Origin of the sequence: Bacillus sp. PPSBB_2, from assembly GCF_045291115.1 — a bacterium.
Taxonomy (GTDB): domain Bacteria; phylum Bacillota; class Bacilli; order Bacillales; family Bacillaceae_G; genus Bacillus_A; species Bacillus_A cereus.
This window is the reverse complement of the sequence record NZ_CP147983.1, coordinates 3429086-3455002: the sequence shown is the minus strand read 5'-3', so window position 1 is coordinate 3455002 and position 25917 is coordinate 3429086. Positions and strand designations below refer to the sequence as shown.

Sequence of the window (25917 nt, the reverse complement as noted above, 5' to 3'; positions counted from 1 at the left end):
AGGACGCTTGTATTACATAGGTATATATCTATCCTCTTTAGAGGCCACTTTTTTTATATTCAAAATATGTAGTGAAATAAAACCAGTAAGCCCTATTCCGCCAAAAATAAGCCATGGTGTATACACTCCGCTTAAGTTGGATGTAAAAGATGTACCGGTATAATTACCAATGATAAAACCAAATGCGAGTGATAGTTGATAAAATCCAAAGAAAGTGGCTGTATATGATTCATTACTGTAATTTGCAATAGCGATATCAGCGTTTGGTAATACAAGTGTTTCACCGATTGTAAATAAAATTACACAAATAAAGAGCCAATATGGGTGTTGAAATAAAGGAATGAGTAAAAAGGAAATACTCATTAGTAAAACACCGTATTTAATAAAGGAAAGGGTGTTGTATTTGAGAAAGAGTTTTCGGAATAACACCATAAATAGGACGCCTGTTATTGCATTTATCGTAATGACTAATGTAGCAAGTTGATTGCTATTACTAATGTTTTTCATATGAAGTGGAAGTGCGACAGTAAGCTGAGTAAACATAATATAGAAGAAAATCATGATAAAGGAAAACAGAAGGAAAGACTTATTTTGTAAGATGGCCTGTATTCCTAATGTAATAGACGTGTTTTCAGTAGTGACTTGGAAGTGATTTTTAAGTAAGTAAAAGATAAAAGCGAATAACAGCATAAGAGATCCTGTTAGAGAGAAAGCGTAGAGTGGATCGAGTAAGAGTAAGAACCCTCCTGCAATTGGTCCGATTATTGCACCGCAATTAAAGCTAAGGTTTAAATATGTAAATAAATTTTTTCTCAAATGAGCTGGTTGTGAACCGAATATGGCGCGCGCAGCAGGTTCGTAAAATGCAGTTCCGAAGCCAATAAGTGCAGAAGAAATAGAAATTGTATAGAAATCAGAGCATATTCCTAAAGCGATAAATCCGATTCCTCTCAAAAATAAACCGGATATCATCATAATGATATAGCCTATTTTGTCAGCAATTAACCCTGAGAATAATGGGATAACTCGTGATGTAATTGTCATAACCGTCAACACTGTTCCTACTTGGACAGCAGAAAAATGAAGAAAGGTTAATAGATAAATAGCTAAAAATGCGTATACTGCAAAATACCCAAAAGACATAAAAAATGAAGAAATAAGCATGAAACGTATCGGTGTTGAGAAACTTTTCATAGAAATCCTCCTAATTATGTAACCAGTAAAATCATTTGATGGTTAACTATTTTATACTATAATTATACATAAAGTCAGAAAAAAGTAAATTTTAAGAAGAAGGTGGATCGAATTGAATCAAAACGCTCCAAATGAACTAGAACATATTCGGGAATTTTTAAATACATGGAGAATACCAAACGATACGAGAGAGCCAATTGATTTGCTGCAAACAGAAGAAGACATAAAGCTTTTTATGAAAGAATATTTTGATGAAGAGTTTCCATTTCATACGATAGAGGAATTAAGAGGTTTTCGAGAAGATATTCGGATGACAATTGAAGGCGAAGGATCATTGCAAAAATGGTTAGAGAAATACCCATTTCATGTACATATAAAGGATGATATGAAAGATATTACATATGAACCGGTATATGAAGAGAATGTGTATACAAAAGTGTTAAGCATTGTGTTAATGTCAATTCAAGAAAATGTATGGGGAAGGTTAAAAGCATGTCCAGATTGTCGCTGGGTATTTTATGATCATTCGCGAAATGGAAGTAAAAGATGGTGCGGTATGTATGCTGGAGAAGAAGGAGGAAGAGCATGCGGTACGATTGCGAAAGTGAAAAACTACCGGGCGAAGAGAAAAGGGCGATCTGGTTATGATATGTAATTAATATTAGAGAAAGAAAAATGGATGGGGGAATGTAGAATATGAAAGGTACGCAAATGTTAGCTTTAAATAAAAAGTGTTGGGATACAGTTGCACCTTATTTCTTTCAAGTGGATTGTTTACCTAAATATGGTCCGTATACGGCGTCTGAAGATGAGATTCGTTTGTTCGATTCAATCAGAAAGAAAAAGGTTCTTGATATTGGCTGTGGAAGTGGGCATTCGTTGCAATATATGGCGGAACAAGGGGCAGAGGAATTATGGGGGCTTGATCTTTCGAGTACACAAATTGAAATAGCGAATAAGACGTTAAAGGAATGGAATCCAAAGTTAGTATGCGGAGCAATGGAAGAGGAAGGAGATATTCCGAAAGGGTATTTTGATATTGTATATTCCATTTATGCATTAGGTTGGACTTCAGATTTAAGAAAAACGTTGGAACTGATTTATTCATATGTAAAGCCAGGAGGAAGTTTTATTTTTAGTTGGGAGCACCCAGTATGTTCAAGTTTACAGTATGGTACAGAAGAAGTTGTTATAAAGTCTTCTTATCATGAGGAAACGCCCATTACGTTTGAAACATTTAAAGGAGAAAATGTACAAGCGACATTATATAAGAGAAAAATAAGTACATACATAAATGAGTTAAATAGAGCGGGATTTAAAATTGAGAGAATAGAAGAGCCTGAACCATCAAGCTCGTTTGATGGAGAACTAACTGAGCCGTCTACGAAGTATTATTCTTTATATAAAGCTAGAATGGTGCCGACTACTTTTATTATTAAAGATAGAAAATAAACTGTTTTTATAAAAGAAGCCTATCATTTCAAACAAATGATAGGCTTCTTTATTTTAATAAAATTCAGGTTAAATGTGTACTTTTGTTATAAAAATGCATTTCATATAAAAGGTGTAATTATTTTGGGGAAGGGGGATTGTTGTGCGTCATCATAGAAAGTGCAAAAAATTTGGAGTGGCACTGCCTCTTCCGCTTATAGGAGCAACGGGTCCGACAGGTAATAGTGGTCCAATCGGTCCAACTGGAGGGCATGAAGGTCCTGTTGGTCCTACAGGGGTGACTGGACCGACGGGAGCAACTGGGCCCCAAGGTCCTCAAGGTATCAGGGGAATACAAGGTCCCCGAGGGACAACAGGAGCACAAGGAATACAAGGGGTTATTGGTGATACAGGAGAGCAAGGTATAACTGGCCCGACTGGTCTCCAAGGTGCTCAAGGATTAATCGGTAACCAAGGTCTAATTGGTGATATTGGAGTACAAGGATTAGAAGGAATACAAGGAGCTACGGGTCCTGCTGGTAGTCAAGGTATACAAGGCACACAAGGAATACAAGGAGAAATAGGCGAGCGAGGACAAACAGGGGCACAAGGAATGCAAGGAGAGAGAGGCATAACTGGAGTCTCGGGTGTAACTGGTCCACAAGGCCCTCAAGGTGTTCAAGGAATACAAGGAGAGCAAGGGGCTATTGGTATACAAGGAGAAGACGGCTTCCAAGGTATACAAGGAATTACTGGAGAGGAAGGCCCGCAAGGAGCTCAAGGAATACAAGGGGAAGTGGGTCCAACTGGTTCTACTGGAATGCAAGGTGCCCAAGGTATAAGTGGAATAAAGGGGATAACAGGTGCAATAGGTTTACAAGGACCACAAGGTGTGCAAGGAATACAAGGTATAACGGGAGCAACAGGTTTTCAAGGGATAAAAGGAATAAGAGGTATAACGGGAGCGACAGGTAGCATTGGTATTCAAGGCTCAGAAGGACCACCGGGCGGTCCGACGGGAACAACTGGTCCAATTGGTCCATCTAGTGGGGTGACTGGACCAGCTGGACCACCCGGTCCACCAGGAGGTCCAACAGGTCCAACGGGTGCGACTGGTTCAACAGGTGTAAGCGGTGGGATAGGACCAATTGGAGCGCAAGGAGTGCAAGGTATAACCGGTCCAACAGGTCCTCAAGGTGTAAGAGGAGCGCAAGGTTCCCAAGGTGTAGTTGGAGCAGTTGGAGTACAAGGGGCACAAGGTCCTCAAGGTAACCAAGGTATAACCGGTCCAACGGGTGCAGAAGGTTCTCGAGGAATACAAGGTCCGCTGGGAGTAATCGGTCCAACAGGTGCACAAGGAATTATCGGTCCCCAAGGAAGTGCAGGGGAAGTCGGTATAACAGGCCCACAAGGAGTCCAAGGAGCGCAAGGTAGTCAAGGCCCACAAGGAAATGTTGGAATTACAGGTGCAACGGGTCCGCAAGGAATACAAGGTATACAAGGGATTCAAGGGTTGCAAGGCCCAATTGGAGCAAGTGGGGTGACAGGTGCTAGTGGTAGTATAGGCCCAGTTGGAGCACAAGGTAGTCAGGGCCCAAGTGGTGTGGTGGGACCGACAGGAGCAACTGGTAGTGCAGGTTCAATAGGTTTCTTGGGAATAGCGGGAGCGACAGGAGCGACTGGCTTACCTAGCGGGGGCGGTTATTTCTTTTCTACTTCAACGAGTACAATTGCAGCGAATGCGTTAATACCAATTAATTCTGGATCTACAGTTTTTGGTTCTGATGTCAGTTTAACAAATGCAACAACTGTAACGTTAAGTACGCCGGGAATTTATTTAGTAAGCTATTATTTTCAAGGCGATCCAACTGGGGGGAATGAAACGATTTCAGTGAGGCTTACTTTAAATGGAACACAAGTCACAGGGAGTTTTATTCTTTATGTTACAGGAGGTACTTTTGTATTAGAACCAGCAGTTTCGAATACGATGGTCATTGAAGTTACTTCTTCAAATGCAACTTTATCTTTACAAAATGGCCCATTAGCTATTGGGCATGTAACGACATTATCTGGTGTGATAACAGCTAGTTTAAATGTATTAAAAATAGTTTGATACGTTAGTTATAACGGGGGAGATGCTTGTGAAGAATCAAGATAAGTGTAGTAAGTTTCAAGCACCTATTCCTTTTCCACCGCCAGGTATTACGGGGCCCACTGGTCCAACCGGTCCAACTGGTGCTTTAGGTGGACCAACTGGACCGCAAGGAATACAAGGCGTACAAGGTCCAATCGGTCCAACCGGCCCAACTGGTTTAACTGGACCACAAGGTTCTCAAGGTAATCAAGGACCTATGGGAGAACGAGGCCCACAGGGAATACAAGGTGTTCAAGGAATACAAGGAGAAAGAGGTCCGACTGGTCCACCAGGAGGTCCAACTGGTCCAACCGGTCCAGCAGGATCACCAGGGGGTCCAACTGGTCCGACTGGAGCAACAGGGGCAACAGGAGCGACCGGAGCAACAGGAGCGACTGGAATTCAAGGGGTACAAGGAATCCAGGGACCGACCGGAGCAACTGGTGTAACAGGTTTGCAAGGAGTACAGGGACCAATGGGGGCAACGGGTCCAACGGGTGATCAAGGCATTCAAGGTCCACAAGGGATACAAGGAGTAACCGGTCCGACTGGTCCGCAAGGTCTACAAGGAATCCAGGGACCGGTAGGAGCAACCGGTCCGACTGGTCCACAAGGAGTGCAAGGGGCACAGGGGCCAATCGGTCCAACCGGCCCTCAAGGTCTACAAGGCATACAAGGTGAGCAAGGAGTAAGGGGAGCGACCGGTCCAACTGGTTTACAGGGGCTACAAGGAATCCAAGGTCCGAGTGGTCCAACCGGTCCTCAAGGAGTGCAAGGCGTACAAGGTCCGAGTGGCATAACCGGTCCAACTGGTCCTCAAGGAATACAAGGTATTCAGGGACCACAAGGAAGTATAGGCCCAACCGGTCCTCAAGGAATACAAGGAGTGCAAGGTCCACAAGGCCCAACCGGCCAGACGGGAGCAACGGGTCCTCAAGGAATTCAGGGAATACAAGGTCCAATTGGTCCAACCGGCCCCCAAGGAATTCAGGGGATACAAGGAGTGCAAGGTCCACAAGGCCCAACCGGTCCAACCGGCCCTCAAGGTCTACAAGGAATAACTGGCCAGGCGGGCCCAACTGGTCCAACAGGAGCAACCGGACCTACTGGTGCAACGGGTCCCCAAGGTCCACAAGGAATTCAAGGACCACAAGGAGAAACTGGTCCAACAGGAGCAACCGGACCTACGGGAGCAACGGGTCCTCAAGGTCCACAAGGAATCCAAGGTCCACAAGGGGTAACGGGGCAGGCGGGAGCGACCGGCCCTACGGGAGCAACAGGTCCACAAGGAATCCAAGGAATCCAAGGGCCACAAGGTGTGACGGGAGCAACCGGAGCAACCGGAGCGACTGGAGTGACTGGTGCAACAGGACCGACCGGAATCCAAGGAATCCAAGGAATAACTGGAGCAACAGGGGTAACGGGGATAACGGGCCCAACAGGTGCCACGGGTCCAACAGGCTTAACTGGAGCAACAGGATCATCTGCTATATCGACAGGTGGCGGATATTTCTTTTCTACATCAACAAGCACAATTGCAGCAAATGCCAACATCCCAATTAATTCTGGATCCACTGTATATGGAACTGGTGTATCTTTAACTAGTGCTACGACAGTCACAGTAGCGACGCCAGGAATATATTTAGTAAGCTACTATTTTCAAGGGGATGCGACTGGTGGGAATGAGACAGTATCTGTTAGATTGCTATTAAATGGAACGCAACTAACAGGGAGTTTTATACAAAACGTAACGACATCAACTGTAGTAATCGAACCAGCCATTTCAAATACACTTCTTGTGAATGTGACGAGTGCCAATTCAACATTAATATTACAAAATGGCCCGTTAGGTGTAGGGCATGTGACTACTATAGCAGGTGCGATTACAGCAAGCTTAAATGTAGTGAGAATTTTATAAAGAATATAAAAAACACAAGGAATGTCTTTGTAAGACACACCTTGTGTTTTTTAATATTAAATAAACATTTTCTTCATCTTTTCGGTTGAAAAATATGCTGAAAGAAGTATTTGTGATGTAAGTTATCTACAACCTTATTTGCTTGATATGTGCGTTGTTTTTCAATTCGAAGTCTTTGCTCCATCATTTTTATTGCGTGATCAGATAAACGTAACATAATACATTCTCCTTTTCTATAAATATAGGTGACTATTTGATATCGATCCCATATTTATAATTAAGGAGGCAAAATGTGTAACATAGGCAAAAAGCACCTTCCTCTCCCATTACGCTTACGAGGTTAGCTGTCGGACTCGGGAAGTGAGAGTTTCCCTACTTAAAAAAGATTCGCCCCAAGTAGCATAGCTACAAAAATGGTTCCCCCGCTCCAAAATTTGGACTCAGCAAAAGGTTTTATAAAGTAAAAAATAACATAAAGGAGCGAACAAGTCAAATTATTTTGTGTATTCTGTCTTTTTTAATTGCGTAAGAATCATACCGTCAGGAAGTATTGTATCTGATACTGTAATGAATCCGTGTTTTTTATATAAAGTAATAGCAGGGGTATTCGCTTTACCTGTTTGTACAATGTATGTCATTGAAGAGGGAAACATGTTAAATATATAAATTAGGAGTTTCGTTGCTATTCCTTTTTGAAAAAAATCGGGCGATACAACTAGCCTATGGATATCGATTAGTTTTTCTTCTTGTACAAAAGAAATAAAACCGACAAGTTTATTTTCAGAAAAATATCCATAGAATGTTTCAACGCAATTTTGAATATCGTTTACAGTATCATATAAACGAGGTATGGCAGTACTATTTAAGTAGTCTGCTTCAACTTTATAAGCTGGAATTTGAACCTGTAAAATGGATGTTGCTACTTCAAAAGAAGTGGAATTTAACTTAAGAATCATAGATAATGAAGCCTCCTTTAAATATGGTATATGAATATAATTGCTTTATGGGTGAGTTTGACAATATTTTTCTTTTTTGCATATAATATATGTATCTCCATATGTAAAATAGTAGTAAATATATTTCTATAGTGAAATATGATTAGCAATGATAAATACATATGTTTGTATTAAATCATACAAACTATAATAGAAATGGAGGACTAAAAATGGGATGGATTATCACATTAATAGTTGGTGCTATTATAGGTGCAATTGCTAGTTCTATAACAGGTAAAAATTTCCCAGGTGGTATGTTCGGAAATATTATCGCAGGTTTATTAGGTGCTTCGTTAGGCGGTAGATTATTTGGATCCTTTGGTCCATCATTTGGTGGGATTCATGTCGTGCCAGCATTATTAGGTGCAATCGTGTTAATTTTTATTGTATCATTTGTAGTGAAAGCTACAAAGAAATAGATATATAGATTATGATGAAGAGCCCTGAATAAGGGCTTTTCATCATTCGAAGAGGTGGTTTCGTTGGAGAAAATAAATATAAGAAAAAGAGATAAGTTAAGAAAGTTTTTTAGAGAACAAAATTATTTGGCGGTATTACTTGGATTTGCGTTATTGTTCATTAATATTTTATTGCTAACAAAAATATCATTTGTTTTTACACCGTTTATCGTATTTTTAAAAACAATTTTCTTCCCAGTACTATTAGCAGGCGTGCTATTTTATATTTTACATCCATTCGTTTCGCTTTTAGAAAAGAAAGGTGTTTCAAGAATCGTATCGATAGCTTCCATATATTTAATCGTACTAGGATTATTTGTATTTTTAGTTGTAACGGTTATCCCTATTATTAAAGATCAAATTGATGCATTAATTGATAACTTACCGTATTTTGGCCATGAGATTGAACAAGCAGCACGTAGATTCGGGGAAAGTAATTTACTCGGTAAAATTCAAGAGAATTTAAATATTAATGTTGCGAATATGGTAAAAGAATACACAGTTGATTTTACAAAGTCATTATCATCAGTAACTGGGAATGTAACTGGATTTTTGAGTACTGTTACAGAGGTTGTTTTGACATTTGTAATGGTTCCATTTATATTGTTCTATCTTTTAAAAGATGGTGAGCAATTGCCGAATCACTTTTTAAAGTTTATTTCAGAGCAAAGACAACCAGCAGCAATGAGAATACTAGATGATATGCATTATGCGATTAGCTCGTATATTAGAGGTCAAATTATCGTCAGCTTATTTATCGGTATTATGCTATTAATTGGTTATCTTATTATTGGTATTAAATATGCGGTATTACTTGCGATTTTAGCGATGATTGTAAATATCGTTCCGTACGTAGGACCAATTATCGCGATTACACCAGCGTTAATTATCGCATTTATCGACTCGCCAGCAATGGTGTTAAAAGTAATTATTGTTATGATGGTTGTACAATTAGCAGAAGGTAAATTTATTTCTCCGCAAGTCATGGGTAAAAAGTTAGATATTCACCCGATTACTATCATTTTTATCATTTTAACTGCCGGAAACTTATTCGGGATTATGGGCATTATTTTAGCCATTCCAGGATATGCGATATTAAAAGTGTTAGTTACACACGGTTATAGATTTGTTAAGTTGAATACGTGAAAAAAAGCGCTAAAACAGTGGGAACTGTTTTAGCGCTTTTTTATTAACAATTCATTTGCATATTGGCGCGCCCATTGATCCGCTTCTAATATAGCATCTAGTGAAGGATCTTTTACGTTATGATGAGCTTCAATTGTTTTGTAAATTGTTTTTTCAATATCGAAAAAGGCAATTTCATTTTTTAAGAATAGCGCATTCGCAATTTCATTTGCTGCATTTAATACAGCGGGAGTAGTACCACCGATTTTGCCACATTCATATGCGTATTGTAGACAAGGGAACTTCTCTAAATCTGGTTTTTCAAAATGTAAACTACCGATTGCTAATAAATTTAATTTTTCATAGGAAGAAGGTAGCCGAGTAGGATAGTGAAACGCATATTGAATCGGCATTCTCATATCAGGAGCACCGAGCTGTGCCATAACTGATCCATCAATAAATTCTACTAAAGAATGAATGATACTTTCTTTATGAATCATTACATTAATTTTTTCATATGGAATATCAAATAGCCATCTCGCTTCCATTACTTCGAACCCTTTATTCATTAATGTGGCAGAATCAATCGTTAGTTTTGCGCCCATTAACCAGTTTGGGTGCTTTAAAGCATCTTTTGCTTGTAATGTTTGTATTTCATCACGTGTTTTATCACGGAATGCACCACCGGAAGCTGTTACAATTAACTTCTCAATCTCTTTATTATTTTCTCCGTTTAAACATTGGAAAATAGCTGAATGCTCACTATCTACTGGAATTAAGCGACATCCGTTTTGTTTCGCTAGTTCAGTTACGATATGTCCAGCTGCAACCAAAGTTTCTTTATTAGCAATAGCGATATCTTTCTTCGCTTTTAATGCTTCAATTGTTGGAAGTAATCCTGAAACACCTACAACAGAGCTTAATACAAGATTTGAATCAGGGTGAGTAGCTACTGCAATTAAGCCATCAGTCCCGTGTGTGATTTTTGTATTTGCTGAAATACGCGTACGAAGCTTGTCTGCTAAGTCTTTTGTCGCAACGCTTACAATACGAGGTTGAAACGTTTTGATTTGTTGCTCAAGAAGATCGATATTATAATTTGCGGTTAAACCGACGATTTTAAAATGTTCAGGATGAGCTGAAACGACATCTAATGCAGATGTGCCGATGGATCCTGCGGAACCTAAAATGGATATATATTTTACCATGAAAAAACCTCCAAAGTTGTTTCGAATATTTCTGCAAACCTATATAATATTAGACAATTGAAGTGGAAATTCCTTCTATATAAAATAGAAAATTTTGGTTTGTTTGGAAGTGAAATGTGATAAACTGTAAAAAATAACGAAAAAGCAATGAAAGAGAAGAGTACATATTCGAAACTTTTCAGAGAGCTGATATGTGGTGAGAATCAGTAAGGGATGAATATGGAATGGACTCTGGAGCTTCTAACTGAAATGAGTAGGTAAAGACGGTTACTTCACGTTATTGAAGTATGAAGTGAGCTAATGATAGCTAATTAAGGTGGTACCGCGGGAGTCTCTCGTCCTTTTTAAGGATGAGAGGCTCTTTTTATTTTGAGAAAGGAGGAGTTAGTGTGAGTGAAAAAATAATGTTAACAGGAATTAAGCCGACAGGTTATCCACATTTAGGAAATTATATTGGTGCGATTAAACCTGCATTACAAATGTCAAAGAATAATGAAGGAAAAGCATTGTACTTTATAGCTGATTATCATGCATTAAATGCTGTGCATGATTCAGAAAAGTTCAGCAGTTATACGAAAGAGGTAGCAGCTACTTGGTTATCACTTGGACTTGGAGAAGATGTTATTTTTTATCGACAAACAGAAGTACCGGAAATTCTAGAATTAGCTTGGATTTTAGCTTGCCTAACTCCGAAAGGTCTTATGAACCGTGCTCATGCGTATAAAGCGAAGGTGGAACAAAATAAAGAAGCAGGGTTAGAGGTCGATGCGGGAGTGAATATGGGGTTATACACGTACCCGATTTTAATGGCAGCTGACATATTATTATTTCAAGCTACTCATGTACCTGTCGGAAAAGACCAAATTCAGCATATTGAAATTGCGCGTGATATTGCGACGTATTTTAATCATACATTTGGCACGACATTTACACTTCCAGAGTATGTCATACAAGAAGAAGGAGCTATTTTACCTGGTCTTGATGGAAGGAAAATGAGTAAAAGTTACGGAAATGTAATCCCATTATTTGCAGAGCAAGAAAAACTACGAAAGTTAATATTTAAAATCAAAACAGATTCTTCACTTCCAAATGAACCGAAAGAACTAGAAACCTTATTTACAATTTATAAAGAATTTGCGACAGAAGACGAAATACAGTCATTACGTGAAAAATATGAGACTGGAATCGGATGGGGCGATGTGAAAAAAGAGTTGTTTCGCGTAGTAGAGCGAGAGTTAGCTGGACCTCGTGAAAAGTACGCAATGTATATGAATGAGCCGGATTTATTATATGAAGCATTAGAAAACGGTGCTGAGAAGGCACGCGCTATTGCAAAGGTAAATTTAGCGGAAATTAAAAAACGGATTGGATTTAAGAGGGAACGTTAAGCGTCCCCTTATTTTTTTTGATAATCTGTAATAATCCTCTCAATAACAGGGGGAAGATTATTAGGTAATTCATCAAGTGAAAAGAAGCGTAGTTCTTTTGATTCACTTTGATCGCATACAAGTTCACCATGAAATTCTCGGCAAATATAAACAACGAGTACACCGTGTACTTGATCGCCGTTTGGATAGATTTGAAAGTAATCTGGTCCAGAGTATGTACGGAATAGTTCTGGATTTTTAATAATAAGTCCAGTTTCTTCAAATACTTCTCGTTTTAAAGCATCTTCTAATGTTTCATTATATTCTAAGGCACCGCCAATAATGCCCCAGCGGTTAAAATCTGTACGGAGCTGCAGCAATACTTCATCTTTTTTATTTAATATAATGGCGTGTGATCCTATTAAAATAAGTGGATGAATTCCTACTAGATTTCTCATGTCTTCAATATAACCCATGTCATTGCTCCTTGTATTTAATAATAGTTAGGAAGTTCTTTTAACATTCTTTCTGTTTTACGTGCTGTAAAGGCTAAGTTATGGTCATCTTTCGTTCTGAAAAATAATGTGCGTAAAAAGGTTTTAATATTGGCACATAAAATACAATACTCATTAAGCGAAAGGCGTTTTCTAATTTGAGGAAGCCTTTTTATTTTTTTTTGAATAATAGAAATTAAATCGTTCTGAGGAAAATCATGATACAGCATTGCTAGTAATGGAGTAACAATGCGTTCATCTTCGTTATTATGAAAAAGGTCAGATGGAATAAAGATTTTATTTAATAAACAATGAATTAATTCTTCGTACCATTCAAAAGTGGTATACGTATTATGAACAATTTCAGTAAAAGCATCAGATACGTGAGCAAGACAATGAGCCCATCCTTTATTTTCGATATAGCCCCGAAAATCCGTTTCTAAGTTTGTGTATGTAATGAGTTTATTTTTTATTTCTTCGATATCCTCCTCTGTACAAAAGTAGTGCGAATTAGCGAATTGGAGTATTAACGCAATTAACGAAACAGTGTAAGAACGTGTGAAAACCCCATCTGTATGTGGGGAGTAAATGTCACAATATAAATACTCATCACTTAAACAAGTTTGCAGAAGTAATTTCAGTTGATCATCCATAAGGAATTCATGATGAATGAAATGTGCAAAACATTTATATATAAGTTGGTAACGAACGTAGCTATCAGTCGTTCCGATATACTGAAGCATGTTCAAAGTTAACTCATTTACGTCTATATGTTGCAGTTGCGTATAGTCATTTTGTTGTATAAGCTCTAACTGTTGTTGCAATGCTGTAATATCCACTGGAGAACCTCCTCCGCACTTTAAAGATGCGATCTTTTCTAGTATTCTATATATTCAAGGACAATCCTGCTCATGCAAGGAGAACGATTAGAAATTCGAGTATGATATAGATGAGGGAAGAATATGACGACGATAGAACAGTTAGAAAAATATTTTAAAATAAGAAGAAGTGCTTCTTCTATTATGATAAAAGAAAATAATGCAGAGATTTTTACAGAAGAGCAATTAGAGGAAATGATGCAATATTGCGTTGCTGAAGCTAAAAAAGATGGATTAGAAAAACTACATTTTGAAATCTCTTCAAAAAGTCCAAATTATGATGTGTATAAAAGATGTTTTGAAACGTATTCATTTGAATATGTTACGGAAAACATGATTGTATTTAAAGATATATACGAAGTAGAAGATGTAGAAAGTGAAATTGATTTTAAGCTTATTGAAGAAGTTGGAGAAGAGGCTTTTTATTCACTGTGGAATGAAGCAACGGGAGAACCAGTCGCTCATGATCAATTTGTGCATATGATGCTACAAGAAATTGGTGAGCAATGGAAAGAACATTGCTTAACAGCGAGTGTCGATAAAAAGCCGATAGGAATTGTAATCCCGCATATTGAAAGAGGTACGTTAGAAGAAGGGAAACTTATGTACTTCGCAGTTACTCCAAATATGCGTAATAAGGGATATGAAGCTGCGTTATTTGCAGGTGCGATGTTTGTCTTAAAGGAAATAGGTGCATCTTATTATATTGGTGAGACAAATATGCAAAATGAGTGGATGAAGGATGTTTTTGAAAAGAACGGATGTCAGCTGCTGAGTTGTACTGAGCGGTATGTGAGGAAGTTTTAAAGGAGGAAGAATGCACTCTCTCGAACTCATTTAGCGGGAGCTTAGGGCTCAAAAATAGTGTATATCTAATTATATGTATGAAATTTACTTAAAGTTTTTAATAGGCATTTTTATGAGTAAAATTACGTTATCAGTCATTACTATGACTGATAGCGTAATGAAGAACATAGTTTAGATATTGAACCATGGAGAAAGGTACATAATACGAAGTATTTGTAGGGGAAAATTAGAAGTCATGCATTCATTATGTGAATCCACTGACATAAGTTTTCTTTCAGATAACCTAAATACCTCCAACACAATACGCTTATCTATCCAATTGGCAGGATTCGAAAAAAACTATCGAAAGTTTATTAAAAGGAGTGAGTATCCATGTATTACTTTTTAGACATATTTGTTCGTGACGTAAGTTGGTATGTTTACTGGGAAGCGATCTTAATCGGTGTTTTAGTTGCTACATCCCTTTACTTTTTCACCAAAAACAAGTGGGGTTCTCTCTTTCTTGGAATCCCGATAAGTGCCGCTTACCTTTCATTTGTTCATCACTATTCGTATCATTTGATTCTGATTAGTATCCATGTTGCTTTGCAATATCTAGTGCTGACCATGATAGAAGAGTGTACACTTCGTAAAAAGAAACGTAGCGGCTAACGTTATCATTCTATGTATTTCTAAACATCATTCATACTCCAGACGGGTAACTTCCTTTGAAAATGGTAAATATTCTATTTTACACATGTAATAATCCTCTTCTATGTCTGGGAGTTCTAATTGATCTGCTATTAAGAACAAATCATCAATTTCAATGTCTACTCTTGAAGATTTATAGTGGTTTTCATTTACAGTGATATAGCATTCACCTTCTACCTTACTAACATTTCCTTTTAGATAATAATTTAATTCCAGAAGAGTAGAAGCTAACAAATAAACTGAAGAGACAACGAAAATAGACAGAACTACTATCCCTTGCCAGAATCCCCTCTTCTTTCGCTTTCTATTCTTTTTATAAAAAACAACCAATCCCACAATGAATGCAATCAGTAGTGCAGAACACAAAAAAATATCTAGTATAAAATAATCTCGAATGATGTTTCACCCCTTTTGTGATTTTTTTCTTACAACACAGATATGAATCGTTTTATAGCTTTTTTAATTTCACTATATAATATTTTCATTACGAATAATATATTATATCTCAACTTTATTGGATATCTTATTTTTTAATGTTACCACCTTTTATCTCACAGCTCTTCCCCTGTTATTTTTTCAACCAATAAGTACCGTGGAGAATTCTACAGTTTCCCTTATATAATTAGATATAAAATATGCAAAGGTGTGAAAGGGTATGGAGAAACACGAAGGAATCAAAGATATTTCAAATGAAATTACCGAACACACTCGCCCTACTCTACAAGAGTATTTTAATATGTTTATTCATATCAAACATGTGGAAGGACGCGGGCCCCGTACCATACAGCAATATCAAGAGAACTGGCGATATTTCCTTGAATACTTAACGGAAAAGAACAAATCGCATACGTATTTCGAGGGAATCTATGTACAAATTTTGAACAAGTAAAAGAACTTTTTGCCTGTTTGTAAGATAAAAAGAAAAATGAGAACGACAAAATGGATATTCCCATAATACAATAGGGTAAGATTCAATTATAAGAGAAAGCGTTGGTGAAAGAATGGAGCAGCAAAGAAATTGGCTACAAGCAACTGTAGAGAGAAATGAAGATAATACGTTACAAATAAAATGGGAAAATAATATAGAAGAAGTTCGTATTTATTGGAGTACTTCACCAGAACATATTGAAGAAACTGGAGAATTACTTGCAACGGTAAATGGAGAATTATCATATACAATTGAAAACCCGAGTGAAAATGAACGTCCATATTTTAGATTAGTAGGAAGTAATGGACAAGCAGTAACAGTAGCTGAGCGTAGACTGCCATTACAAGGCGCGTTTAACTTCCGTGATATGGGAGGATATGAAACGACAGAAGGCCGTAAAGTGAAATGGGGCAAATTATACCGTTCTGAAGAATTAGCAGGACTAACAGAATGGGATATTGCGTATTTACAAAAGTCTGGTTTAAAGTTAATTTGTGACTATCGTACAGACTTTGAGGTAAAGCATAAGCCAAATCCTGAGATTACAGGTGCTCGTCAAGTGTGCTTACCAGTTATGCAAGACTTAGTGAAAGACTTAAATATAAATGAGTTTTTCCAAGTTGGTGACCTTTCTATGTTAGGAAAACCAGGTGAGTATCTTGTGAAAATGAATCAAGATTTCGTAAGTGGTAACGAGGCATTCGTGAGCTTCTTAAACTTAGCGCAAAACCCGGAAAACTTACCGTTAGTAAACCACTGTACAGCTGGAAAAGATCGTACTGGATTTGGTTCAGCATTATTACTACTTTTACTAGGTGTACCAGAAAAAACAGTAATGGAAGACTACTTACTGAGTAACGGATTCCGTGAAAAGCTAAATGAAAAAATGATGGCCTTTTTAGGTGCGAAATTACAAAACGATGAGAGCAGAGCGATATTAGGTGCAATGTTTGAAGCACGTGCTGAATACTTGCAAGCTGCGATTGGTGAAATTCAAAAGCAATACGGATCAGTTGAAGCATACGCTGAAAGGGCTCTTGGCTTTACGAAAGAGTCGTTAGAGGAAATGAAAGAGTTATTACTAGAAGATTAATAAGTAAAAGGAGGCTGAGCGGATTAGCCTCCTTTTACTTATAGCGTAGTTGAAAATAGAAGATAATGGTGTATTCAATAAAGAGCAGGTTAAGCGCCTCATAATGAAATATATAAACTTATATTACTATCGTGTTATTATGTTAAGTGACGGTAAAGTCGTGTGATTTATAATGATTTCTATAATGAACTATAGGGAAAAAGCAAGAAAATGTCTATGTATTTGATGGAGGGTTATCATAATAGAAAGGAAATTAGGAGATGGAGAAATCAATAAAAAGTGAATTAATAGGATTGTTTACCTTTAATGAGACATGTAAAGCATATCAGCAAAAAAATGGGGAAATACATTGGCAATTGGATATTAGAAATGAATATGTAGATGTTAATGAGATGATTAAAAGGGCAGAGAAGCTTTTTTTATGCATAGAAGAATTTGATAAAAAGGCTAAAGTAGCCATAGCAGAAAAATTGATAAATTACAAAAATGATTTTTGGCCTGAGTATGATGAGAATGATGAACATTTAAATTGGGATGCTGTAGATGCAGGAGAATATGATATAACGAAAGAAAAATTCGCAAAAGCAATTACGCTCTATGAAATTGAAATTAGAGAAAATGATATATACTGTGAATATCATGATGGAGATTTATTTGGTGGACACATGATACATGCCTATTTTAATAATGATTATAAGTTATTAAACGCAGAGGTGTAGTTTTAGTTATATAAAAATTGAATTAAAGTGTGCTTTAGTTAAAAGAATTAAATAAATTTTAAACAATGAGAACGAAGCTTTTAAAATAGGAATTGAGGAGAACATCATGAAATACAAAGTTATATTATTCGACGTAGATGATACATTATTAGATTTCCCCGAAACGGAAAGACACGCATTACATAATGCGTTTGTACAGTTTGATATGCCTACAGGGTATAATGATTATCTTGCAAGCTATAAAGAGATTAGTAATGGATTATGGAGAGATTTAGAAAATAAAATGATTACGCTAAGTGAATTAGCAGTAAATCGATTTAGACAATTATTTGCACTTCATAATATAGACGTAGATGCACAGCAATTTAGTGATGTATATCTTGAAAACTTAGGGAAAGAAGTACATCTTATAGAAGGCGCAGTACAATTATGTGAAAATCTACAAGATTGCAAGTTAGGTATTATTACGAATGGATATACGATGGTGCAACAATCAAGAATCGGAAATTCACCTTTATGTAATTTTTTTGATCATATTATTATTTCTGAAGAAGTTGGTCATCAAAAACCAGCACGTGAGATTTTTGATTATGCGTTTGAGAAGTTTGGGATTACGGATAAATTAAGTGTACTAATGGTCGGAGATTCGCTAACTTCTGATATGAAAGGCGGAGAAGACTTCGGCATTGATACGTGTTGGTATAATCCGAGTTTGAAAGAGAATAAGACGAGTGTTAATCCGACTTATGAAGTGGAGAGTCTTCTACAAATTTTAGAAATTGTAGAAGTGGCGGAAGAAAAGGTAGCTTCATTTTAATCGTGCTGATATTTGTCGAAAAATCGATATATTGAAAAAATCGTTGATATATTGTAAGTTGTGATAGATATATTTGAAAAATCGTTGATATATTGTAAGTTGCGATAGATATATTGAAAAAATCGTTGATATATTGTAAGTTGCGATAGATATATTTGAAAAATCGCTCATATAAATTCATATACTAAGATATAGAACAAAAAAATAGAGCTACTATACAAGGTCATTCACGTGTTATAATGCGTGAATTAAATATGCGTATATAAATAGTTTCCTAGCGTGATGCGATGTCATGTATGATTAGTGTAACAACTAGAGGTGAATAAAGGATGTTAACGTTTTTATTTGAGTTAGACAAAAATCTCCCGCAGAAGGATGAGCCACGGTATGATGCTTATTCAAAGGGCTTTATCGAAGGAGATGTAACGATTTGCGCGAGTGACAGCGTATTTTTTCAAAAATCATGTATGAAGGTTGCAGAGCTGGGGATTTATTTAGGTCAGTGGATGGAACAAGTTCAACATGGGCAGAACGTGCCTATGAAATATGAAACGGCTGACCGTGAAGAGGTAATTCTTGGTTTCTTCTATGAAGAGGATCATAATCAATGGACTGTTTTTTCCAGCTGGCAAGAATTTGAACTTCAAGAGCGTATAGCTACTGCAACATTAATAGAGAGTGTTCAACGCTATTTGTATGAGCTAAATAAAGAACTGCGCATGATAGAATATCCTGTGACGTTTGATCAGTACTTAAGAGGAGAGCGAATGATGCAGCTCTCTTACAAACGACCGTGTGATAGCAAAGCAGATACGACACCGATAGAGGTTTATAATGGAAGTGAGCAAGTAGGTGTAGTAAGGGGCTATTATAAAAATACGCTGATGAGAGTGCTGGATTTTATTCCGAAAATTGGTAGTAATATTATTTATGAAATAAAGGATAGTAAGGACAATATTCGCGTCATTGCAAAGGATGTAAGTAGGCAGCGCCAAAGAAGGATTTTAGTAATGTACAAAGATAATCATGATGCAGAGCATGAAATACTTGTATGTGACGGAAAGTTATTGGATGCAAATTTCTTATTTACCTTTACATATAAGGCAGAAGAATATGTTGTTCATAAAACTTTATTTGGAATGGGAAAGTTATTACGAAAGGGCTATGTAATTGCAGATTGGAATATTCGTCTTGAGGAAGATATGTATTACATTGAGATGAATGTATATGATGAAGATTACATGCAGGATCAATACTTGCTATTAGGCGTATTTCATGCGGTTTTATATGGATAATCAATGAGAAATACCGTCATTCTTCTTGGAAAGAATGACGGTATTTTTTTTGTGATTCTTGTGACTGGACGTCTTTAATCAATCCTCAAAAATAAAAATCTCATCAATCGTACTATGTAATGCCTTCGCTATATCGTGAGCAAGTTGTAAGGAAGGATTGTATTTACCTTTTTCGAGATGACTAATTGTTTCACGTCGCACACCAACGCTCTTCGCTAAATCTTCTTGTGTCATGTTCAATTTGGCACGGTATTCTTTTATTCTCGTTACGAATGCCATGGTGCATCTTCCATTTCATCAATTGGTTTATCGAAAAAGAACATAGAAAAGCCGAATGTAAGAATGAGTGTGCCGAAAATAAGAGCGATATCAATCTCTTGTAGCGTAGGGTTTGGAAATAACATTTCAATAAACATAATGATTGTGGTAGTTAGTAACGTAACGATAAATGCATTGCGACACGATTTATTGACAATTTGTTCAAACAGTTCATCGTGTTGAACTGTTCTATACGATGTGAAAAAGGAGAAGAAACAGAACATAGTAAACAATCCTTTTTCATAAAAAAATCCGAGGAAACCGAAGAAACCGAGAAATCCTAAATATTTTATCCAAGTTGTTTTCATGATAGTTCCTCCTTATAGTGTTAGAAATAAATCATGTTATGTTATAAATATATCACATATGGATAGAAATGGTAATAATAGTATTCCAGTTTGGTTCATAATAATAGTAAAAAGAGGAAATATGCTGCGAAATAAAGAGGATAATATTGTAAAATGGTTGTAAGGAGGGGGAGGAAGAAATGCTAACTTGGATCATGATCGTTGTATTACTTGTAGTGATTACTGTCATTGCGACGGTGTTAATTGGGCGGAATGGTGATGCAAATTATAGCAAAGCGACAAAGGGGAATATTAAACGCTTAACAATGATTTATATTATACTAGCTGTCGTTTTAGTTGTTGGATTAGGGGTGTATATTTATTTTAAAGGTTAAATATACTGAAAAATGTAAAAATCTTAAAATAGAACTATGCTATAATATCAATATAGTTATTTGGTAATTAAGGAAAGGATTGGATGAAATGATTGAAATTACGAATGTGTCAAAAAGTTATAATGGGTCTACCTATGCAGTAAAAGACTTAAGTTTATCTGTACCTAGCGGCGAAATCTTTGGATTTTTAGGACCGAATGGTGCGGGTAAATCAACGACAATTAAGATGATTACTGGTATTCACGGGGTGGACAAAGGGACTATTACGATTAACGGAAAAAATATTATGGAAGAGCCGATGGAAGCGAAGAAGACGTTTGGTTATGTACCAGATAGTCCAGATATGTTTTTACGATTAAAAGGAATTGAATATTTAAACTTTATGGCCGATATGTATGAAGTGCCGAAAGAAGTACGACAAGAACGAATAGAGTCTTTAGCGAAGAAGTTTGATCTTTATAATGCTTTATCTGATCAAATTCAAAGTTATTCGCACGGTATGAGACAAAAAATCGTTATTATTGGTGTGCTCGTACATGAGCCAGATGTATGGATTTTAGATGAACCATTAACTGGGCTTGATCCGAAATCTGCATATATTTTAAAAGAAATGATGAGAGAGCATGCGGATAAAGGAAAGATTGTATTTTTCTCTACACACGTATTAGAAGTGGCAGAAAAATTATGTGACCGCGTCGCGATTATTAATAAGGGAAACCTTCAGTTTAAAGGGAATTTAGATGAAATGAGAGATCATTTTAAATCCAATGAATCACTTGAAAAAATGTTCTTGGAGATGACGGGCAATGAGTAAAATTTGGACGTTAACGAAAGTATTATTGAAATTAAATTATGCAGATTTTATAACAGATAAGAAGAAGCGATGGGCGTATGTATTTTCATTTGCAGCTATTTTATTTGTCGGCTTTTTACTGTTTGGTTCTATCACGCATGCAATGTATGAGGGAATGATACATTTAGGGCAAGATCCAGGAATGATTATCGCAATGGGACTTGCGATTGCGAGTATATGGGTATTTTTAATGAGTATTACGAACATTTTAACTGTATTTTACTACAGCAATGACATTGAAATGTTATTACCATTACCATTAAAACCAGCGCAAATTATTTCAGCCAAATTTTTAACAGTATTAATTACACAATACGTAATGAGTTCATTTATTTTATTACCGATCTTTATTACGTACGGTTTAAAAAGTGGCGCATTTATTACATATTACATATATATGATTTTCATTTACTTACTCTTCCCAATTGTGCCGTTAGTACTAGCTTCGTTACTGATGACAGTTATTATGAGGTATACAAATATAGCGAAAAATAAAGACCGAGGAAATATATTTATTGGAATCGTAAGTATACTATTTATTGTAGGAATTAACGTATTTTTGCAGTGGAAAAATAAAAGTTCGTTTTCTGAAGATGCAATTGCGGATTACCTTGCAAACAACCAGTCTTCTCTTTTAGTACAAATGACAAACTATTTTCCAACTACATATTTTGGAGCAGTAGCATTAGTAGAAAATGCAAATTGGAAGGGACCTTTATATGTAATAATCTTTGCAGTTATTTCATTTGTCTTCTTTGTGTTGTTTTATTACATAGCAGAGCGTACATATTTAAAAGGGGTTATTGGACTTTCAACGAGTACAGCAAAGAAACAAGTTATTTCGGCGGAAGGTTTACAGAAATCAACAGTACAAAGTTCGCATTTAAAAGCGTATGTGAAAAAAGAATTTAAAACGTTATTCCGTACACCACAATTTTTCTTAAATTGCATTGTACAAACTTTCGTTATGCCAATTATGTTGTTCTTTATTTTATTTGTGCAAGATGGAAATTTAAAGTTTATTACAGAGTATATTAACAATTCAGAGACAACGGGATTTGCAATTGGTGTTGGCCTTTGTGCATCGTTATTTTTAATGGGTAGTAACGTCATTGCAACAACGTCATTTTCGCGAGATGGAAGCTCTTGGTTTGTGAATCGTTATTTACCAGTAAAGGCTTCGGATATCTTTTTTGCGAAAGCAATCACTGCTTGGTTAATTAATGTGATCATTTTAGCAGTATTCGGTATTACGATGGCAGTTGTAGCTGGGATTTCTCCAGTCTTTATGATACTGTGGTTTTTACTAAGTGCGAACGGGTTGTTATTAATTAATTTAATCGGAACACGCTGGGACGCGCAAACTGCAGATATTCATTGGGATACAGAGCAGAAATTATTTAAAAGTCGATATACAACTTTGTGGAATTTTTTAGCTAATATTTTAATAGCTTTAATTATTGTGGGGGGAGTAAGTGTATTATACTTCTTCCTTCATGTCGGACTGTGGGTTATGTTTATCGTTTTATTTGTAATGTTTACGATTGTAAATTATATCTTTATTAAAATGTTAAAATTAGGTGCTGAACGTATACTGTCAAATATTTAATAAGAAGATAGATCCTCTGTATTCATGCAGGGGATCTGTGTATAGATGGAGGAGAAAAAGGTGAAGAAAATAGCAATTGTAACAGGGGCAACTCGTCTGAATGGAATTGGTGCAGCTGTATGCAAGGTGCTTGCTCAAAAAGGGATAGACATTTTTTTCACGTACTGGCCAAAGTATGATAAAGCGATGCCATGGGGAATGAGTGATCAAGAACCCTTTTTGCTGAAAAAGGAAATTGAAAGTTACGATGTTCGATGTGAAATGGCAGAAATCAATTTATCGCAGTCTTATTCGCCAAATCGTTTGTTTTATATGGTATCAGAACGGTTAGGTGATCCATCTATTCTAGTTAATAATGCAGTATATTCTACTCATACGAGAATTGAGGAATTAGATGTAGAGCAGTTGGATAAACATTATACAGTTAATGTTCGGGCTACTATGCTATTAAGTTCATTGTTTATAAAACATTATTCACTTAAAACGGGCGGGAGTATTATTAATCTTACTTCAGGACAGTCAGTAGGTCCAATGCCAGATGAACTAGCATATGCAGCAACGAAAGGGGCAATTGAAGCATTTACAAAGTCAGTAGCACCAGTTGCGATGGAGAAGGGGATTACAGTGAATGCTGTAGATCCAGGACCGACGAATACAGGATGGATTACAGAGGAGCTGAAGCATCATTTAGTATGGAAGTTCCCGCAAGGTAAAGTAGGAGAACCGGTGGATGCTGCGCGCTTAATTTCTTTTTTAGTAAGTGAAGAAGCGAAATGGGTTACTGGGCAAGTCATTCACTCGAATGGTGGTTATTCATAAAAATATTATGTTAACAAATGTTGAGAAACAAAAAACGAAAGAAAATTTTATTTTTTTTGTATAAATAAAATGTCAAGAAAGATAAAAATTTGATAGAAGAGTATATCGTCATATGAAGATAGTAATTCTTAATGTGACAATATACTCTTTTTCTTTTACTTGCGAGTAGAAAAATGAAGTAGAAGAAACTCGAATATTAAAATGAGTTTATCAGTTTTTGTACGTATTATTATGAAGATTACTGTCGGAAAGATGATAATTCGTATGAAAAGGGATTTTTTAAGGGGGAATCGAATCGTAAAGGGGAGGATAAATTATGTAAAACATAGGGGGATTTATATGAAAATGAAAAAGGTCGCTATCGCATCGATAACAATTGGTACAATGCTTACTATGGCAGCTTGTAGTCCTTCAGCAGATAAAGAAACGGAAAAGAAAGAGCAAGTAACTGCGCAAAATGATGGAGAAGCAAAAACGACAAGTGCAGATGAAGCGTCAAAAACAACGAAAGATACTGAAAAAGAAACAAATACTTCTTCAAATGAAAAAACAGATAAGGATGCAAAAAATACGAAAGAATCATCAGGGACAGAAAGTAACGGCAAAACGTCAACTCAAAACGAAAATGTAAAAACAAAAGAAAAAGAGACGACAGGAAAAACGAATGATCAAACGACTAGCGGGAAAACAACAGATCAAAGCACAAGTACAAGCACAAACAATAATGGAAAGACAACGAAAGATCCGAAGAAAAGTGTTGCTGTGAAAACGAATGTTAAAGAAGTTGTAGCATTAATTGATAGCTTGGACAAGCAGTTAGCTGCTAATCCAAAATTGGAAACAGTGAATAAGCTTGGCAAACAAATTAATGAAAAGTGGGATGTGATTGAAAAAGAGCTAGAAGCATCACATCCGACGGATTCTAAAACAATCGGTCAAAGTATGTATCCGTTAATTGTAGGAGCGGAGAAAGAAAAAATCGATATTAATAAAATGAAATCATTAACGACGAAAACGAAAAAAGATTTAAATCAGTTATTGACGAAACTTTCATAGTTTCAAAAGCCTACTCGTGTGAGTAGGCCTTTTTTAGTTTGTTGTAATGTGCACAGTATAACTTATTTATTTTCATTTTCAATTACGATGCGAAAGGAACTGAATGCTTGTTGACTGATATAATCTTCTTCGCTAACTTTATAAGGAAATGGAAAAGCGACGAGTTGCAAATTACTTTCCTGATCCACTGAAGGCAATGTGAAATTAAAGATTTGTCTTGTTTCAGGTGCAACCTTAGTATAAACGACTTTTCTATTGTTAAATATTTCAACTTGTTTCCAATCTTTAAAAGCCACGATTGCGTAAGTCATTTCATCATTTGTTTCATTACCGTTTGATAAAATTAATTGCTTGCCTTCCTTTTCAAAGAAGACAGTTTGTAAGTTCTCTTCACGGTTCGTAACAAATACTGGTTCGTAAAGACCATCTTTTAAAATAGCATCTGGATTTATAAGGGAGAGTTTTATTTTTTCGTTTTCTTTCTGAAGAGGATGCATTGAATATCGCATACTTAGAATGTCTTCTAAAATAGCTGCTTTATTTAAGTTATTATCTTTTAATTTGTATTCAGGTTTTTTAATTATTAAAAAGGTTAATTCACTTGCATTAGGAGAAGTGCGTAAAGAGATTTTCGTAGTAATTGAACTGTTTGGTTTCATATCAAAAAAATAGTGTGATATTTCATTAGTAGTATCTTCTATTTTAAAAGGTTTTTGTTCGTAATCTTCTAGAACAATTAATCCATATTTTCGGTTTTCATTAATAGTATGTACGAATGATAATGTTACATTAATTTTATTATCCTCACTAGTAATTGTACTACCATTGTTAATATGTTGGCCTTGATTATCCTTCAATCCGTAAGAAATAGTATTGGTTTGTTGCTCTCGTTTATTTTCTATGGAAGGTGGATGAGGTTGTATGAATGAAGTATTGAACAAAATATAAATTGTAAGTAATGAAATAAGTAAAACACCGCTAATAATATATATTTGTTTCATAAATAGCACCTCAATATATGTAAAATAT

General features: G+C 36.2%; 27 protein-coding genes, 1 riboswitch and 1 other annotated feature. Of the genes, 17 read left to right on the top strand and 10 right to left on the bottom strand.

Annotated elements, in window-relative coordinates; all coding sequences use genetic code 11:
• Positions 1-12: 12 nt before the first annotated feature.
• The gene (locus V6946_RS17100) at positions 13-1194 is read right to left on the bottom strand and encodes an MFS transporter (protein ID WP_366981515.1); all 1182 of its coding nucleotides are present in this window, start codon (positions 1192-1194) and stop codon (positions 13-15) included.
• Between the two features lie 112 nt (positions 1195-1306).
• On the opposite strand from V6946_RS17100, the gene V6946_RS17095 reads away from it, so the two are divergent.
• From V6946_RS17095 to V6946_RS17080, 4 genes are all read left to right on the top strand, one after another.
• Complete coding sequence (locus V6946_RS17095) at positions 1307-1849, top strand: CGNR zinc finger domain-containing protein (RefSeq protein WP_006922529.1); 543 nt, start codon at positions 1307-1309, stop codon at positions 1847-1849.
• 41 nt (positions 1850-1890) lie between these two features.
• On the top strand, positions 1891-2646 hold the full coding sequence (locus tag V6946_RS17090; protein ID WP_006922531.1) for a bifunctional 2-polyprenyl-6-hydroxyphenol methylase/3-demethylubiquinol 3-O-methyltransferase UbiG: 756 nt from the start codon (positions 1891-1893) through the stop codon (positions 2644-2646).
• Between the two features lie 142 nt (positions 2647-2788).
• Entirely contained in the window at positions 2789-4738 is a 1950-nt protein-coding gene (locus V6946_RS17085) for a BclA C-terminal domain-containing protein (protein ID WP_366981517.1), read from the top strand.
• A 22-nt stretch (positions 4739-4760) separates the two neighbouring features.
• Complete coding sequence (locus V6946_RS17080; RefSeq protein WP_366981519.1) at positions 4761-6677, top strand: collagen-like protein; 1917 nt, start codon at positions 4761-4763, stop codon at positions 6675-6677.
• Between the two features lie 73 nt (positions 6678-6750).
• On the opposite strand, the gene V6946_RS17075 is transcribed toward V6946_RS17080, so the two are convergent.
• Together V6946_RS17075 and V6946_RS17070 are read right to left on the bottom strand one after the other, a co-directional pair.
• Positions 6751-6894 (bottom strand): hypothetical protein, encoded by a 144-nt coding sequence (locus tag V6946_RS17075; protein ID WP_000945243.1) that lies wholly within the window; start codon positions 6892-6894, stop codon positions 6751-6753.
• 96 nt (positions 6895-6990) lie between these two features.
• Positions 6991-7133, bottom strand: a riboswitch (cyclic di-AMP (ydaO/yuaA leader).
• 38 nt (positions 7134-7171) lie between these two features.
• Positions 7172-7633 carry a GNAT family N-acetyltransferase gene (locus V6946_RS17070; protein ID WP_000601229.1) on the bottom strand — a complete coding sequence of 154 codons (462 nt, stop codon included), beginning with the start codon at positions 7631-7633 and terminating at the stop codon, positions 7172-7174.
• Positions 7634-7842: 209 nt separating this feature from the next.
• Here V6946_RS17070 and V6946_RS17065 point away from each other — a divergent pair, with 209 nt between their 5' ends.
• Both V6946_RS17065 and V6946_RS17060 read left to right on the top strand, forming a co-directional pair.
• Positions 7843-8091 (top strand): GlsB/YeaQ/YmgE family stress response membrane protein, encoded by a 249-nt coding sequence (locus tag V6946_RS17065; RefSeq protein WP_000539731.1) that lies wholly within the window; start codon positions 7843-7845, stop codon positions 8089-8091.
• 63 nt (positions 8092-8154) lie between these two features.
• A complete protein-coding gene (locus tag V6946_RS17060) occupies positions 8155-9276 on the top strand; it encodes an AI-2E family transporter (RefSeq protein WP_000411484.1) in 1122 nt (373 codons plus the stop codon).
• A 29-nt stretch (positions 9277-9305) separates the two neighbouring features.
• Here V6946_RS17060 and V6946_RS17055 read toward each other — a convergent pair whose 3' ends face one another.
• Entirely contained in the window at positions 9306-10463 is a 1158-nt protein-coding gene (locus V6946_RS17055) for a 1-deoxy-D-xylulose-5-phosphate reductoisomerase (protein ID WP_366981521.1), read from the bottom strand.
• Between the two features lie 138 nt (positions 10464-10601).
• Positions 10602-10809 (top strand) — a binding site (T-box leader).
• 43 nt (positions 10810-10852) lie between these two features.
• Between V6946_RS17055 and V6946_RS17050 the strand changes: the two genes are divergently transcribed.
• Complete coding sequence (locus tag V6946_RS17050) at positions 10853-11851, top strand: tryptophan--tRNA ligase (RefSeq protein ID WP_006922535.1); 999 nt, start codon at positions 10853-10855, stop codon at positions 11849-11851.
• Between the two features lie 8 nt (positions 11852-11859).
• Here V6946_RS17050 and V6946_RS17045 read toward each other — a convergent pair whose 3' ends face one another.
• Positions 11860-12306: an NUDIX hydrolase gene (locus tag V6946_RS17045; protein ID WP_006922536.1), complete on the bottom strand. Its 447-nt coding sequence runs from the start codon at positions 12304-12306 to the stop codon at positions 11860-11862.
• 17 nt (positions 12307-12323) lie between these two features.
• On the bottom strand, positions 12324-13163 hold the full coding sequence (locus V6946_RS17040) for a DUF2785 domain-containing protein (protein WP_006922537.1): 840 nt from the start codon (positions 13161-13163) through the stop codon (positions 12324-12326).
• A 123-nt stretch (positions 13164-13286) separates the two neighbouring features.
• Here V6946_RS17040 and V6946_RS17035 point away from each other — a divergent pair, with 123 nt between their 5' ends.
• Positions 13287-14009 (top strand): GNAT family N-acetyltransferase, encoded by a 723-nt coding sequence (locus tag V6946_RS17035; protein ID WP_366981522.1) that lies wholly within the window; start codon positions 13287-13289, stop codon positions 14007-14009.
• A 678-nt stretch (positions 14010-14687) separates the two neighbouring features.
• Here the strand turns inward: V6946_RS17035 and V6946_RS17030 are convergent.
• Positions 14688-15035: a hypothetical protein gene (locus V6946_RS17030; protein ID WP_231392295.1), complete on the bottom strand. Its 348-nt coding sequence runs from the start codon at positions 15033-15035 to the stop codon at positions 14688-14690.
• Between the two features lie 665 nt (positions 15036-15700).
• On the opposite strand from V6946_RS17030, the gene V6946_RS17025 reads away from it, so the two are divergent.
• The 4 genes from V6946_RS17025 to V6946_RS17010 all read left to right on the top strand — a co-directional run bounded on the left by V6946_RS17025 (position 15701) and on the right by V6946_RS17010 (position 19551).
• The gene (locus tag V6946_RS17025; protein ID WP_366981524.1) at positions 15701-16720 is read left to right on the top strand and encodes a tyrosine-protein phosphatase; all 1020 of its coding nucleotides are present in this window, start codon (positions 15701-15703) and stop codon (positions 16718-16720) included.
• 260 nt (positions 16721-16980) lie between these two features.
• A complete protein-coding gene (locus V6946_RS17020) occupies positions 16981-17439 on the top strand; it encodes a DUF2262 domain-containing protein (RefSeq protein ID WP_000415679.1) in 459 nt (152 codons plus the stop codon).
• Between the two features lie 106 nt (positions 17440-17545).
• Entirely contained in the window at positions 17546-18256 is a 711-nt protein-coding gene (locus V6946_RS17015) for a YjjG family noncanonical pyrimidine nucleotidase (RefSeq protein WP_006922542.1), read from the top strand.
• Positions 18257-18585: 329 nt separating this feature from the next.
• Positions 18586-19551 (top strand): hypothetical protein, encoded by a 966-nt coding sequence (locus V6946_RS17010; RefSeq protein ID WP_000955103.1) that lies wholly within the window; start codon positions 18586-18588, stop codon positions 19549-19551.
• A 78-nt stretch (positions 19552-19629) separates the two neighbouring features.
• Here V6946_RS17010 and V6946_RS17005 read toward each other — a convergent pair whose 3' ends face one another.
• Positions 19630-19830 carry a helix-turn-helix transcriptional regulator gene (locus V6946_RS17005; RefSeq protein WP_000896323.1) on the bottom strand — a complete coding sequence of 67 codons (201 nt, stop codon included), beginning with the start codon at positions 19828-19830 and terminating at the stop codon, positions 19630-19632.
• Positions 19818-20177 (bottom strand): DUF3796 domain-containing protein, encoded by a 360-nt coding sequence (locus tag V6946_RS17000; RefSeq protein WP_000859224.1) that lies wholly within the window; start codon positions 20175-20177, stop codon positions 19818-19820. Before V6946_RS17000 ends, V6946_RS17005 begins: the two co-directional genes overlap by 13 nt.
• 179 nt (positions 20178-20356) lie before the next feature.
• Here V6946_RS17000 and V6946_RS16995 point away from each other — a divergent pair, with 179 nt between their 5' ends.
• From V6946_RS16995 to V6946_RS16975, 5 genes are all read left to right on the top strand, one after another.
• Entirely contained in the window at positions 20357-20551 is a 195-nt protein-coding gene (locus tag V6946_RS16995; RefSeq protein WP_000958863.1) for a hypothetical protein, read from the top strand.
• An 88-nt stretch (positions 20552-20639) separates the two neighbouring features.
• The gene (locus V6946_RS16990; RefSeq protein WP_000570206.1) at positions 20640-21365 is read left to right on the top strand and encodes an ABC transporter ATP-binding protein; all 726 of its coding nucleotides are present in this window, start codon (positions 20640-20642) and stop codon (positions 21363-21365) included.
• A complete protein-coding gene (locus V6946_RS16985) occupies positions 21358-23013 on the top strand; it encodes a putative ABC transporter permease subunit (RefSeq protein ID WP_006922545.1) in 1656 nt (551 codons plus the stop codon). Before V6946_RS16990 ends, V6946_RS16985 begins: the two co-directional genes overlap by 8 nt.
• 60 nt (positions 23014-23073) lie before the next feature.
• Positions 23074-23832: an SDR family oxidoreductase gene (locus tag V6946_RS16980; RefSeq protein ID WP_000716965.1), complete on the top strand. Its 759-nt coding sequence runs from the start codon at positions 23074-23076 to the stop codon at positions 23830-23832.
• 339 nt (positions 23833-24171) lie between these two features.
• Positions 24172-24888, top strand: a complete 717-nt coding sequence (locus V6946_RS16975) for a hypothetical protein (protein ID WP_000782545.1) — start codon at positions 24172-24174, stop codon at positions 24886-24888.
• A 62-nt stretch (positions 24889-24950) separates the two neighbouring features.
• Here V6946_RS16975 and V6946_RS16970 read toward each other — a convergent pair whose 3' ends face one another.
• On the bottom strand, positions 24951-25889 hold the full coding sequence (locus V6946_RS16970) for a hypothetical protein (protein WP_000810153.1): 939 nt from the start codon (positions 25887-25889) through the stop codon (positions 24951-24953).
• Between the last annotated feature and the right edge of the window lie 28 nt (positions 25890-25917).

Excerpts from the sequence above, each read along its gene's own strand:
- V6946_RS17100 (WP_366981515.1), bottom strand. The coding sequence starts at position 1,194 with ATGAAAAGTTTCTCAACACCGATACGTTTCATGCTTATTTCTTCATTT.
- V6946_RS17090 (WP_006922531.1), top strand. The coding sequence starts at position 1,891 with ATGAAAGGTACGCAAATGTTAGCTTTAAATAAAAAGTGTTGGGATACA.
- V6946_RS17080 (WP_366981519.1), top strand. The coding sequence starts at position 4,761 with ATGCTTGTGAAGAATCAAGATAAGTGTAGTAAGTTTCAAGCACCTATT.
- V6946_RS17075 (WP_000945243.1), bottom strand. The coding sequence starts at position 6,894 with ATGTTACGTTTATCTGATCACGCAATAAAAATGATGGAGCAAAGACTT.
- V6946_RS17070 (WP_000601229.1), bottom strand. The coding sequence starts at position 7,633 with ATGATTCTTAAGTTAAATTCCACTTCTTTTGAAGTAGCAACATCCATT.
- V6946_RS17065 (WP_000539731.1), top strand. The coding sequence starts at position 7,843 with ATGGGATGGATTATCACATTAATAGTTGGTGCTATTATAGGTGCAATT.
- V6946_RS17055 (WP_366981521.1), bottom strand. The coding sequence starts at position 10,463 with ATGGTAAAATATATATCCATTTTAGGTTCCGCAGGATCCATCGGCACA.
- V6946_RS17045 (WP_006922536.1), bottom strand. The coding sequence starts at position 12,306 with ATGGGTTATATTGAAGACATGAGAAATCTAGTAGGAATTCATCCACTT.
- V6946_RS17035 (WP_366981522.1), top strand. The coding sequence starts at position 13,287 with ATGACGACGATAGAACAGTTAGAAAAATATTTTAAAATAAGAAGAAGT.
- V6946_RS17025 (WP_366981524.1), top strand. The coding sequence starts at position 15,701 with ATGGAGCAGCAAAGAAATTGGCTACAAGCAACTGTAGAGAGAAATGAA.
- V6946_RS17020 (WP_000415679.1), top strand. The coding sequence starts at position 16,981 with ATGGAGAAATCAATAAAAAGTGAATTAATAGGATTGTTTACCTTTAAT.
- V6946_RS17015 (WP_006922542.1), top strand. The coding sequence starts at position 17,546 with ATGAAATACAAAGTTATATTATTCGACGTAGATGATACATTATTAGAT.
- V6946_RS17010 (WP_000955103.1), top strand. The coding sequence starts at position 18,586 with ATGTTAACGTTTTTATTTGAGTTAGACAAAAATCTCCCGCAGAAGGAT.
- V6946_RS17005 (WP_000896323.1), bottom strand. The coding sequence starts at position 19,830 with ATGGCATTCGTAACGAGAATAAAAGAATACCGTGCCAAATTGAACATG.
- V6946_RS17000 (WP_000859224.1), bottom strand. The coding sequence starts at position 20,177 with ATGAAAACAACTTGGATAAAATATTTAGGATTTCTCGGTTTCTTCGGT.
- V6946_RS16995 (WP_000958863.1), top strand. The coding sequence starts at position 20,357 with ATGCTAACTTGGATCATGATCGTTGTATTACTTGTAGTGATTACTGTC.
- V6946_RS16990 (WP_000570206.1), top strand. The coding sequence starts at position 20,640 with ATGATTGAAATTACGAATGTGTCAAAAAGTTATAATGGGTCTACCTAT.
- V6946_RS16985 (WP_006922545.1), top strand. The coding sequence starts at position 21,358 with ATGAGTAAAATTTGGACGTTAACGAAAGTATTATTGAAATTAAATTAT.
- V6946_RS16975 (WP_000782545.1), top strand. The coding sequence starts at position 24,172 with ATGAAAATGAAAAAGGTCGCTATCGCATCGATAACAATTGGTACAATG.
- V6946_RS16970 (WP_000810153.1), bottom strand. The coding sequence starts at position 25,889 with ATGAAACAAATATATATTATTAGCGGTGTTTTACTTATTTCATTACTT.